At 46.3% G+C, this 12686-nt stretch carries 11 protein-coding genes; 8 read left to right on the plus strand and 3 right to left on the minus strand.

All coding sequences use genetic code 11. From position 1 onward, the window contains the following. Positions 1-1305 carry a peptidylprolyl isomerase SurA gene (gene surA / locus BEL05_RS16010; protein WP_069671787.1) on the minus strand — a complete coding sequence of 435 codons (1305 nt, stop codon included), beginning with the start codon at positions 1303-1305 and terminating at the stop codon, positions 1-3. Between the two features lie 125 nt (positions 1306-1430). Next, a complete protein-coding gene (lptD, locus tag BEL05_RS16015) occupies positions 1431-3752 on the minus strand; it encodes an LPS assembly protein LptD (RefSeq protein ID WP_028762379.1) in 2322 nt (773 codons plus the stop codon). Between the two features lie 155 nt (positions 3753-3907). Between lptD and BEL05_RS16020 the strand changes: the two genes are divergently transcribed. From BEL05_RS16020 to BEL05_RS16040, 5 genes are read left to right on the plus strand one after another with little or no spacing between them, the layout of a single operon-like run. After that, on the plus strand, positions 3908-4912 hold the full coding sequence (locus BEL05_RS16020) for an aminoglycoside phosphotransferase family protein (protein WP_028762378.1): 1005 nt from the start codon (positions 3908-3910) through the stop codon (positions 4910-4912). Beyond that, complete coding sequence (murU, locus tag BEL05_RS16025; protein WP_028762377.1) at positions 4909-5613, plus strand: N-acetylmuramate alpha-1-phosphate uridylyltransferase MurU; 705 nt, start codon at positions 4909-4911, stop codon at positions 5611-5613. Before BEL05_RS16020 ends, murU begins: the two co-directional genes overlap by 4 nt. 15 nt (positions 5614-5628) lie before the next feature. Further along, the gene (gene djlA / locus BEL05_RS16030; RefSeq protein ID WP_028762376.1) at positions 5629-6408 is read left to right on the plus strand and encodes a co-chaperone DjlA; all 780 of its coding nucleotides are present in this window, start codon (positions 5629-5631) and stop codon (positions 6406-6408) included. 36 nt (positions 6409-6444) lie between these two features. Then, on the plus strand, positions 6445-7071 hold the full coding sequence (locus BEL05_RS16035; protein ID WP_245687014.1) for an outer membrane beta-barrel protein: 627 nt from the start codon (positions 6445-6447) through the stop codon (positions 7069-7071). 16 nt (positions 7072-7087) lie between these two features. Continuing rightward, positions 7088-8041: a D-2-hydroxyacid dehydrogenase gene (locus BEL05_RS16040; RefSeq protein ID WP_069671788.1), complete on the plus strand. Its 954-nt coding sequence runs from the start codon at positions 7088-7090 to the stop codon at positions 8039-8041. Between the two features lie 61 nt (positions 8042-8102). Here BEL05_RS16040 and purT read toward each other — a convergent pair whose 3' ends face one another. Further along, a complete protein-coding gene (purT, locus tag BEL05_RS16045; RefSeq protein WP_028762373.1) occupies positions 8103-9278 on the minus strand; it encodes a formate-dependent phosphoribosylglycinamide formyltransferase in 1176 nt (391 codons plus the stop codon). A gap of 285 nt (positions 9279-9563) precedes the next feature. On the opposite strand from purT, the gene BEL05_RS16050 reads away from it, so the two are divergent. From BEL05_RS16050 to BEL05_RS16060, 3 genes are all read left to right on the plus strand, one after another. Then, positions 9564-9965, plus strand: a complete 402-nt coding sequence (locus BEL05_RS16050) for a DUF3302 domain-containing protein (protein ID WP_028762372.1) — start codon at positions 9564-9566, stop codon at positions 9963-9965. Between the two features lies 1 nt (position 9966). Beyond that, positions 9967-11103 (plus strand): HlyD family secretion protein, encoded by a 1137-nt coding sequence (locus tag BEL05_RS16055; RefSeq protein WP_028762371.1) that lies wholly within the window; start codon positions 9967-9969, stop codon positions 11101-11103. A gap of 74 nt (positions 11104-11177) precedes the next feature. Continuing rightward, entirely contained in the window at positions 11178-12656 is a 1479-nt protein-coding gene (locus BEL05_RS16060; RefSeq protein WP_028762370.1) for an AAA family ATPase, read from the plus strand. Positions 12657-12686 lie beyond the last annotated feature (30 nt).

Here is a 12686-nt window from a genome sequence, read left to right on the forward strand (position 1 = left end):
TTAACCTCGATTAAAATCGGCATCGAATACTTCAATGTAAGCTTCAGATCTCATTTCATCCAGCCAGTTTTGCAGTTCTTCGTTAAATTTACGGCGGAAGATAAGCTGGTGTGCACGATTAGTATTGAATTTATCGGTTGCATCGGTTTTGCGTTTTTCTTCTAGTTGGACAATGTGCCAGCCGTGACTAGAGCGGAATGGCTCACTGATTTCATCAAGTGATAGTGCATTTAATGTTTGCGCAAACGCTGGTACATAGACGGATGGGTCAGCCCAACCAAGCTCACCGCCTTTCGCCGCAGAGCCTGGGTCTTCGCTATACTGGCGCGCTAAAGCGGCAAAGTCTGCTTCGCCATTGCGAAGTTGTTGCACAAATTTATCTAGCATCGCTTTTGCGCGTTCTTCAGATAAGATAGGCGAAGGCTTAATAAGGATGTGGCGTGAGCGCACTTCATCGATCTCTTGGGTCTGTAGCCCGCGCGCATCCATCACTTTAATTATGTGGAAACCAGCACCACTTCTAACTGGGCCAATAATGTCATTGTTTTTAGCTCCGCCAAGAAGTTCGGCAAACAGCGTCGGCATCTCGTTGATGTTCATGTAGTCCCAAATACCACCTTCTAGTGCTTTAGGACCTGACGACGAGGCAATGGCTGTTTGTTTAAAGTCAGCACCATCTTCAAGACGCTTCAATACGGTATTGGCACGCTTACTTGCCGCTTCCAATTGTTCACTCGTTGGGCTGCTTGGCACTTCTATAAGAATATGGCCAATTTGATATTCAACCTGTTGCATACCTTGCTCTTCAATCAACTTAACTAGGTTGTTGATCTCTTGTGCAGAGACTTGAATGCGTCGTTGTACTTGAATACGTTGAATCTCGCCTAGGGTGATCTCTTCACGTAACTGCTCACGGTACTGACCCCAACTCATGCCCTCTGCTTCAATTTTCTCGCGCATTGCTGCGGGAGTTATTTTCTGCTCTTTAGCGATATTGTCGATGGTTTGGTCAAGTTGCAGATCACCAATATGTAAACCGATACGATCAGCCATTTGCAGCTGCAGACGAGTCATGATGAGACGCTCAATGACCTGAGTACGCAATGCGGTATCTGAAGGCAATGCTTGTCCGGCAGCCTTTGCGTTAGCTTTGACGGTTTTAAGCATATTAGCAATTTCGCTTTCTAACACTATCCCTTCATTGATCTGTACTGTAACGCGATCTAATGGCTCATTTGCCGCCATAACGCTGTGGCTCATCGCCAATGTCAGAAAAGCAATAATCAGTTGTTTACAGGGTCTCATCCACAAAAATCCTTGGCATATTGAAGTCGGTCTTTACGATTAGTGGCCGACAACTTAATTCGATTATTCTGATTGGACTACAAGTCCGTATCTAGGTTCAGCAAAATATTAACTAAATATCAAAGCTAGTTTTTCAAATAGAGCGGCTTACGATAGTTGAATAGCCCATCATCAAGCATATCCGACACACCCAGTGGGCCAGAGCCACCTAATCCTTTAATCACAAAATTAAGATAGAAGCCGTGTTCGAATAGCTCTCTATCCTCAAATGTTGGTGCTAAATCGTCATCATAATTGGTTTTGATGCGGTAATGATAACTTAAGCGTACCGCCCAACAACAGGATTCATATTGAAAGCCTGTATAGGTTTCAACACTTCTGCTTTCATTGAGGTCGTAATACCAGTTGCCTACGATATACCAGTTATCGTTGATTGGCCAAGCTGCTCGGACACCCGCTTGTGAAATATTGACCGACTCATTGGTGTTACTGTTAACTAGGTCTGGCACATAGCGATAGCTTACCTGCATTAGCTTATTGATACCTGGGCGGAAGTCGAGCGTGACTTCGCTCTTCTTATTCTCACTCTCTTTGGTATCGTATTGAATTGCACCGCTGACAAACCAGTCGTTGTATAGCTGGGTATTTAACTCTGCTGCTAATACTGAGTTCGAGGTGTTTTGTTCCTCCAGTACGGTATTAGGCTGACTTGGGTCAATGAGGCCTACTTTGCTGTCTTCAAAATAGTAGATTTGACCTAAGCTAAATTTGAAGGTTTCGCGGTTATGTTCATCAAATAAGCGCGTGGTTAAACCTAAGGTCATCTGGTTGGCATCGGCGATTCTATCTAAACCTGAAAAGCGGCGATCCCTAAATAGTCCATAGTAGTCATCTTGTAGCAAGGCGGTGTCGTAGAGACCTATGCCAGTTTGGTCTTCATAACCCACATAAAGGTACTGGAACTGCGGCTCTAAGGTCTGGCGATAGTTGCTATCAAAATAATCGGTATAGCGCTCAAAGTTGATCTGTCCATGTATTCGCACTTGTGGCAAGGTACGGCTGACTGAGCTGTCGAGATCTTGATTGATACTGTAGTCATTAGTATCTTGCCAATAATTGGTTTGTAGTAACTTTATTTCGCTGGTTAACGAACCCGCTGGGCCGTGGATAGGTAGCGATAATGTTGGCTCAATATGTACGCGATTTGCGGTGGCATACTGATCCTCTTTATGTCTAAAGTTGGTCGCTTCACCAAGGATACTGAAATCTAAGCCTTGCCATAACTCAGGCGCTCGGTAGTTAAAGGCGACTTGAGGCATGACTTGATAGGGCGACTCATCTTCACCTAATACTTTAATATCTTGCACCCGAGCTGTGACGTCCCAATTATTGGCAAAATAGGCAATTTCGCCTATTCGCGATAGTTGATTGTCGGTTGCTCGCAGCACATCTGAATTGAGATCGTTAAAATAGTTATTATCAGAGACATCTGTAAAGTTAGCGAGTACTCGCCAATTGTCATCTATCGCCCCTTGATGCTGCCAATGATAAAGATAGCGGTCGGGGCTGTTAGGGATTAAGTCATCATTGCCCAAGTATTCAACATTAAGCTGACCTTGCTGGGCTTCTCCTGCTAAATACCTAAATTCACTTTTTAAAAACAGACCGCGAGCTGACATATAATGCGGTGTAAATGTAAGGTCATATTCAGGCGAAATGTTCCAGTAATAGGGCGTCGCGACCTCAACACCATTGGTGGTACTGGTACTGAACAGCGGGAAAAGAAAGCCTGACTTACGCTTTTCGGATACCGGAATAGTCATATACGGCAGATAGAACACTGGCACATCACCAATTTTTAGCTTGGCATCCCAAAGCTCTCCCCACTCCTCAGTGCTGTCGATTTTGATGGTTTCAGCTTCGAGCAACCAAGAGGTATCGCCAGGGGGGCAAGTGGTAAAGTTGGTATTGGTTAGATGTAGGTTATTGTCTTGAGTAATTTCAAGCTTCTCAGCTTCGCCATGTATCTGTTGTCCATGTAGCCAATATTGTGCGCCGGATAGCTCGGCACTATTACTGCGCATCTCGGCACTGAGTGAGTCTGCGGTAACAGTAAACATGCTGTCTTGAAATACCAGATTGCCATTGGCATCTAAGCGTTCGTTTGCTTGGTCCAATACAGCGTTATCGGCGGCGATATGGCGTCCACCTTGGCTAAAGGTCACGTCACCGGCAAAAGTGGCTTTATCGCCCATCTTAGCTGTTGAACTGTCGGAAACAATTTTAATTTGCTGAAGGTCAAGCGGTAGATCTCTATCGTCGCTTGATGGAACGGGCACAGGCGGTTCCACAAGGCATTGAGTGCTGGTGTCGACGGTGCTATCTAATTCGTCTGCCAAGAGAAGGTGCGGAAGCAGCGCTAAAGCCAATAAGTAACGGTTATGCATCTTTAATCGTTTTGTGAATTCTTAGTCTTGACAAATTATCGGAGAGAATAGTTGCATTTAATTACACAAGCAACTTAGCAAAAGAGATAGAATCATCTTAATTGCTGTTTCCATTTTGCTTTATAATAAAGCAATTTTTGCCTAAGAGCCATGAGGTGCCCTTGTCAGATCCAAGATTTATTGCCCTTTGTGATTGGATAGCGCGAACTTTAGGCGATGATGCCAAGGTTATGTTGATATCAGGTGATGCCAGTTTTCGTCGCTATTTCCGCGTTTTTCATCGCCAAGCCTCCTTTATCGCAATGGACTCTCCACCTGAGATGGTTCCAGTGCAGCCTTTTATCGCGTTAGCGAACGAATATCAACGCCAAGGACTGAGTGCCCCTTTGGTGATTGCTGAAGATATTGAATCGGGTTTTTTACTGCTAAGTGACTTAGGGGATCTGCAGCTGCTTAGTGTGTTAGATGAGGCCAATGTCAGCGCTTATTATCAGCAAGCCCTCTACCTTCTCGACAAAGTGGTTGCCATCACCGCCGCAGGTGGCGAGTCATTGCCTATCTATGATGATGAGTTTGTGCTGCGAGAGTTGCGAATCTTTTGCGAGTGGTTGGTTGAACATCACCTTAAAATTGTTATCGATAGACCAACGAAAGCCCTGCTTGATGAGACATTTAGCCTACTGGTAGCCAACGTGGCCGAACAGCCTAAAGCGGGGATGCACCGAGATTATCACAGCCGCAATTTAATGCTAGTAGAGGAAAACCTTGCGGTGATCGATTTTCAAGATGCTGTGATAGGCCCAATTACCTACGATGCGGTGTCGCTGCTGCGTGATTGTTATGTGCGGTGGCCAGATGCCATTGTAGACCCACTTAGAATGCAGCATTATCAGCAACTGTTATCGCTTGGTCTCATCAGCAAAGAAGTCAGTTTTCAGCAATATTGTCGCTGGTTTGATTTGATGGGTATTCAGCGCCATTTAAAAGCGGCAGGTATCTTCTGCCGCCTTAATTACCGTGATGGGAAACTTGGGTATATGCAGGATATTCCATTGACCTTGGAATATGTGGTGGATATTGGTAAGCATTATCCCGAACTTGACAGCTTTACCCAGTGGATAACTGACACTATTTTACCTCGAATGAGTCTTCAGTCATGAAGGCGATGATATTAGCTGCAGGTCGTGGCGAGCGATTGCGTCCGTTAACCGACACTTTGCCCAAGCCGTTGGTTGAGGTGGCAGATAAGCCGCTTATCGTTTATCACATCGAACGCTTGGCTGAGGTTGGGGTTACTGACATTGTGATTAATCATGCATGGCTGGGTCACAAGCTTGAGCAAGCTCTGGGCGATGGCAGTCGTTGGCAGGTTAAATTACACTATAGCGCCGAAGTCGAGGCGTTGGAAACCGGTGGTGGTATTAAGCAAGCTTTGCCACTGCTTGGCGATAAGCCATTTTTAGTGATCAATGGTGATGTGTTTATCGAACAATTACCACGGATACAGGGTCGAACCTTGAGTGATGCAAGCGCCTTGGTCGCATTGCGACATCACCAGGCGTACTTATGGTTGGTTGATAACCCCACGCAACACCCTGAGGGAGACTTTGCGCTTGCCGATGGTCAATTGTCTATAGAAGGGGAGTCAAAGCTGACTTTTTCAGGCATAGGCCTATATCACCCAAGCCTTTTTGATGATACGCCACAGGGACGATTTGGCTTAGCGCCTTTATTGAAGCAAAAAATGGCTGTGCAAAGTGTTGCAGGAGAGTATTTTGGCCATCTTTGGTGTGATGTTGGCACTCCTGAGCGTCTATACGCATTAGATGCCCAGGTTAGGGCAAAACAACTACGTGATTAATGTAAAGGTTAATGAATGAAAATTTGGGGTAAGTTATTTGGTTTTGCTATCGGTTTTATGTTCGGTCGCATCGTCGGTGGCATTATTGGACTCTGGCTGGGTCATCTTTACGATAAGAAAAGAGCTCAGTTAAGTGCGGTGATTGGCAATGGAACCAATCGACAAGCGTTATTTTTCAATACCACGTTTGCGGTGATGGGTCATGTCGCTAAGGCCTCTGGGCATATTACCGAAAATGATATTCGTATGGCGACGGCGCTGATGGACCAGATGCAGTTAACGGGTGAGGCAAGGCGTGATGCTCAAGCTGCATTTAATGAAGGCAAGGCCAGTAATTTCGACCTCAACGCCTGTTTAAAAACGTTTCGCTTAATTTCGATGGGGCGCAAAGAGTTATTGCAGATGTTTTTGGAGATACAGATCCAAACGGCACTGTCTGATGCAACGCTCGATGACAAGGAGCACGAAATATTACTTACCGTAGCTAAGGAGCTAGGCTTTAGCCGCCTTCAGCTTGATGAGCTGCTTAAACGTTGGCAAGCAGAGTTTAATTTTCACCAAGGTGGTCGCAACCAACAGACATCAATTGAAGACGCCTATGACTTGCTAGGTTTAACCGAGGCTGATTCCGATCAACAGGTAAAACGTGCTTATCGTAAGTTGATGAATGAGCACCATCCTGACAAACTCGTGGCAAAGGGATTACCCTCTGAAATGATGGAGTTAGCCAAGAAAAAAGCACAGGATATCCAAGCGGCTTATGATAGAGTGAAACAAGATCGTGGCATGAGATAGCCGTTGCTTGTAGGCCATATTATAGGGAGATTCGTGATGAAAATGAGATTAGTGTTCACAACAGGCATCTTGTCATTGTTGTTATCTGCACCGCTAATGGCTAACTCAGAGCTGTTTGTCGCGCCATTTACGGGCTACAGCTTTGCTGCCAGTGATCTGGATGCAACACAGAGCAACAGTGAACAGAATACGTCGGTTAAGATTGGTGAGTCGGGTCATTACGGGCTGATCATGGGGATGAAAACTAAAGACCCTGGCGATATTTACCTGCTTTATAGCCACCAAAGTACAGATATGCGAGCGGGAGGAAGCTTCACTCCCGACACCTTGGCAGATCTAAACGTCGATTATCTTCACGTGGGCGGGTCGCTCTATTTCCCTAATGGGTCGCTGCGGCCATATGTCACGGCAAGTGTTGGTTTAACACAAATGCGTCCTTCTGGTGAGTACTCAAATGAGTCACGCTTTTCTATGGGCTTCGGTGCAGGTGTCGAATATCAACTCAACAAGCGTTTCTCTCTTTTTGCTGATGCCAGAGGCTATGCGACGTTTGTCAGCAGCGACAATGCGCTGTTTTGCGATGCAAGTCAGTGCATTTGGAATATTCGCGCCGATATTATGTGGCAAGGTCAGGTTAACGCCGGCATTAAGTTGAGCTTTTAAGGCTGAGATGTAACAGATGAAAATTGTGATTCTTGACGGCTATACCTTAAATCCAGGCGATCTAAGCTGGCGTGGTTTTGAGGATTTAGGCGAGGTAAGCAGTTATGACAGAACGTCTCCTCAGCAACTTATTGAGCGCGCTCAAGATGCAGACGTATTACTGACTAATAAGACAACGCTTAATGTCAAAGATATCGCCGCATTGCCAAAGCTGAAATATATCGGTGTATTGGCCACCGGAACAAATGTCGTCGATGTCGATGCTGCGGCTAAATACGGGGTTGCCGTCACCAATGTCCCAGGGTATGGCCCTGATGCGGTGGCTCAGATGGTCTTTGCCCATATTTTGCATCATACGCAGGCCGTGGCACCCCATCATCAGGCCGTGATGGACGGGCAGTGGAGTCGAGGCGAAGATTTTTGTTTTACCTTGTCGCCGTTGCAATCATTAAAGGGAAAGGTGATAGGTTTGGTCGGCTATGGGGATATTGGCCATCAGGTGGCAGATATTGCGCGCGCTTTTCAAATGCAGGTGTTGGTTAACAGCCAAAAGCCAAAGCGTGATCTGCCTGAAGGCACCACGTGGTGTGAGCTTGATACCTTGTATCACCAAGCCGACATCATATCGTTGCACTGTCCACTTACACCAGCAACCGATAAGATGATTAACCACCAAAGCTTGGCATTAATGAAATCGAGTGCGCTATTGATTAATACGGCGCGCGGTGGGCTAATCGATGAACCGGCCTTAGCGCAAGCACTTGAGCGCGGGATCATTGCTGCTGCGGGGTTAGATGTCTTATCTACCGAGCCACCATCGGTCAATAACCCACTATTAACGGCGAGCAATGTGACCATCACACCACACAATGCTTGGGCGACGAGAGAGGCTCGACAAAACCTGATGGATATAGCTGTAGCAAATCTTCAGGGGTATCTGGTAGGTGAAAGCGTTAATCGGCTTTGTTAATGGGCTTGATGAACCAAAAAGGCGCATTTAGCGCCTTTCTTGTTCTTTCGGTTAGCAGATGTTAAAGAATAACCTCAACACTTGCTGCAACGTTAAGTGCTTTATTGACCGCTTCATCGGTTGAGTCTGCACGTGCTAAGCCTACGCCCAGACGGCGACGCCCATCGATTTCAGGTTTTGCAAACAGGCGTAATTGGGTATCACTTTCCTGTAATGCGGCCGCCATGCCCTGATAGCGAATATTACTAGACTGTCCTTCGGCCAAAATGACTGCTGATGCCGATGGGCCGTGCTGAGCAATATTAGCAATGGGCAGACCGAGAATTGCCCGCACATGCAGAGCAAATTCAGACAGATCTTGACTGATTAGAGTGACCAGACCTGTGTCGTGTGGGCGAGGAGAAACTTCTGAAAAGTACACATCATCCCCCTTAATAAACAGCTCGACGCCAAACAGACCATAGCCGCCAAGTGCCTGTACCACTTTTCGCCCGATCTCCTGAGATTTAGTCAATACGCTGTCAGACATTAACTGTGGTTGCCAAGACTCTCGATAATCCCCATCTTCTTGACGATGGCCTATCGGGGCACAGAAGTGGATGCCGTTAACGGCGCTAATGGTTAACAGAGTGATCTCATAATCAAAGGGGATAAAGCCTTCAACGATTACGCGACCACCGCCCGCACGGCCGCCTTCTTGGGCATATTGCCAAGCTGTGTCGATTTGGTTGGTGTCGCGAATAACGCTTTGCCCTTTACCCGATGAACTCATCACTGGCTTCACCACACAGGGTAACCCAATCTTTTCCACTGCAAGTGTAAATTCAGATTCGGTGTCACAGAAAAAGAAAGGCGAGGTTGGCAGGCCTAAGGTCTCTGCAGCAAGTCGGCGGATGCCTTCTCTATCCATGGTCAGTTGAGTGGCTTTGGCTGTCGGGACGACATGCAGACCTTCAGCTTCCATCTCTACCAGTGTTTGGGTCGCAATGGCTTCTATTTCAGGAATAACCAGATGAGGTTGCTCTTGCTCTATGATGCCACGAAGGGCTTGACCATCGAGCATGTTGATCACATGAAAACGGTGAGTGACTTGCATGGCGGGTGCATTGGGGTAGCGGTCAACACCAATTACTTCAACGCCTAAACGTTGTAGTTCAATGGCGACTTCTTTACCAAGTTCGCCGCAACCAAGCAGCATGGCGCGTAACGCACCTTTTGAGTGGGGAGTGCCTATCATTTTTGGGTACCTTTTTTTATTGTTAACATTTGGTCAGCGAGGCTGCCAATAGTGCTTTTATTTGCAGTTATCTTACCTTTTTGCAGTTAAATGAGTGGGTTTTGAGATGACAACTGTGTGCTCGATCACTCTGGACAGGTGGAAATATCATGAAATAAGCGTAAATGATGACTAGTATTGATAACGTATTGTTGAGAGAATGTTTTGAATTTGGCTGTGTTCACTAATAAAAACAAAGCGATAATTGCACAGGCTTGAGTGTGTTTAGCTTTTAAGGAGTGAGTGGTGTTTCTAGACTATTTTGCGTTAGGCGTGATCGTTTTTGTCGCGGTGTTTTTGTTTTATGGAATCATTGTGATCCATGATATTCCCTACGAGATTGCCAAGAAGCGGAATCATCCGCAGCAGGATGCATTGCATGTGGCGGGCTGGGTCAGCTTATTCACTTTGCATGCGATTTGGCCGTTCTTATGGATTTGGGCAACGTTATACCGTGAAGATCGCGGTTGGGGATTTAATCAAGTTGTAAAAAGAGAACTAGAACTCGAAGATGAAGTGAAGCAGCTGACACAAACCGTGGTTCAATTGGAGCAGCGTCTGCAAGCCGTTGAAGGCAGCAGTGCTCAAACCATTGCTGCGAGTCAAGCGCAACCATCTGTGACTGATATTAACGAGAAGGAGTCATAAGATGGATCTATTACTGATTTTAACTTATACCGCAATCTGTATCGCAGTGTTTAAAGTGTTTAAGATACCATTGAATAAATGGACTGTGCCCACAGCTATTTTAGGTGGTGTATTTATTGTTGGCGCATTAGTCTTGCTGATGAACTACAACCATCCTTACACACCATTTGCTAAAGAGGCATTCGTCTCTGTTCCCATTAATCCAGCGGTTCGCGGCGTTGTAAAAGAAGTTAACGTTAAACCGAATGTGCCAGTGAAGAAAGGGGATGTGTTATTCAAAATTGACCCTATCCCGTTTGAAGCAATCGTTATGCAAAAGCGAGCAGCATTAGCGGCTGCAGAGCTTGAGGTACCACAACTCGAAGCTGCGTGGCAAACGGCACAAGCCAGTGTCGAGCGTGCGACTGCCGATAGAGATAGAACTAAATCAGCGTTTGACCGTTACGAAAAAGGCCGCAAACGTGGTGGGGCAAACTCGCCTTTTACTGAACTTGAATTAGACAATAAGCGTCAGCTCTACATGGCATCTGAAGCGCAGTTGATGGCGGCAAAGTCGGAAGAGTTGAGAGTGCGTTTGGCGTTTCAGTCTAATGTCGACGGCGTCAACACTAAAGTGGCTGGTATTCGTGCCGAGCTTGATAAAGCGCTTTACGATCTTGATCAAACGGTTGTATTGGCACCGACCGATGGGATGGTGACACAAATGGCTCTACGTCCAGGTCTTGTCGCTGTGCCTATGCCTCTGCGTTCAGTCATGAGCTTTATTCCTGATGAAGAACGTTATATGGCTGGTGCATTTTGGCAGAACTCCTTGATGCGTCTCAAAGAGGGAGACGAGGCAGAAGTGATTTTAGATGGTGCGCCAGGCGTAGTATTTAAAGGGAAAGTGGCTAAAGTCTTACCAGCTATGGCAGAGGGCGAAATCCAATCGACAGGTAGCTTGATTTCATCAAGAATGTTAATGCAGTCAGGTCGGGTTATCGTGTTGGTTAAAGTGGATGATGATGAGATTAAACAACATTTCCCCGCTGGTGCCGCAGGTCAAATAGCCATTTATACTGAGCATTTTTCACATGTATCAGTGATGCGTAAAGTGCTGTTAAGAATGCAAGGCTGGTTGAATTATCTGTTTCATTAACGGCCTGCTTTGTTAATATCGAAAGGCCCGCTTGGCGGGCCTTTTTTGTGGTGATGAGTATTAAGGATTAGACAATGCAAGACGTTAGGGATCTTACTGCAGTATTACGCTCAAATACGCCGATAGTGGTGATTGAAACCTATGAAGAGCATCGAGTCATTGAGCTGTTAAAGCGTGTATCCAGTGTTCTCTACCAACCGCTATTTACCTGGAGTATCACCCAGGGCCTGACCCGCGCTGATGTGAAGATGGGGACACAGAAGTTTAATAGTGATCCAACCGATATATTGGGTCAGATAAAATCGACGACTCAGCAGGGGATCTATGTTCTGTGCGACTTTCACCCTTTTGTCGATAATGCGCCTAAAAATGTTCGGTTGCTGAAAGAGATCGCTCTCGAATATGAAGCATTGAAACACACGCTGGTGTTGGTGAGCCATGCATTCGATATTCCGCCTGAAATACAGCGATATTGCGCCCATTTTCGTATCTCACTGCCCGATAGCGCGCAACTGCAAAACCTGATTTATGAGCAGATAGACAAAGCCCGCAGTGATGGGTTAGTCCAAAGTGTCGATGATGATGCCGTGGTGAAGTTGGCCGACAACCTCAGAGGATTAACCTTTGATGATGCGCGCCGACTCGCCCATAAAGCGATTGTCGACGATGGTGCCATTACTCACTCCGATGTCGATCGTATTAACCAGGGAAAATTTAAGCTGCTAGATATGGAAGGTGTGTTGCAGTTTGAGTATGACACGAGTGATTTTTCTCAAGTAGCGGGCTTACACAACTTAAAGGCATGGTTAAACCATCGTGCTCCTGTAGCATCAAGTGTTGCAGCTTGTGCAGAAGATCTCCCTAAAGGGATTTTATTGCTTGGGGTGCAAGGTAGCGGTAAAAGCCTTGCTGCTAAAGCCGTGGCGGGGATGTGGCAGCGCCCATTATTACGCTTGGATATGTCGGCTTTATACAATAAATATATCGGTGAAACAGAAAAGAATTTACGTAATGCGTTGGCTCTTGCCGATCTGATGTCGCCTTGCGTATTGTGGATTGATGAGATAGAAAAAGGCTTGAGCAGTGGTAGTAGTGATGATGGTACCTCAAAGCGAATTTTAGGTGCCTTATTGACCTGGATGGCTGAGCGTAAATCTGAGGTGTTTCTCGTGGCGACTGCCAATGATATCAGCGCGTTACCGCCTGAGTTGATGCGTAAGGGAAGGATGGATGAGATCTTCTTTGTCGACTTGCCTGATGACAGTGTGCGCCAAGCCATTTTCGCGATTCATGTCAAGCGTCGTGCTCTCGATCCTGTTGATTTCGATCTCGCGCAGCTTTCAATGGCCAGTCAGGGATTTTCAGGGGCTGAGATAGAACAAGCGATTATCTCTGCTATCTATACCGCACGCGCGTCTAATGTCGCGGTATCTCAACAGGTGTTACTCAACGAGTTGATGAAGACTCGCCCTTTGTCGGTAGTGATGCGTGAACAACTGCAAGGACTAAGAGATTGGGCTAAGGGCAGAACGGTTAACGCACACCTGTCCTAGATAGTTAGTATTCACGGCGCAGAGAGGAGA

The organism is Shewanella colwelliana (genome assembly GCF_001735525.1).
Lineage (GTDB): Bacteria > Pseudomonadota > Gammaproteobacteria > Enterobacterales > Shewanellaceae > Shewanella > Shewanella colwelliana.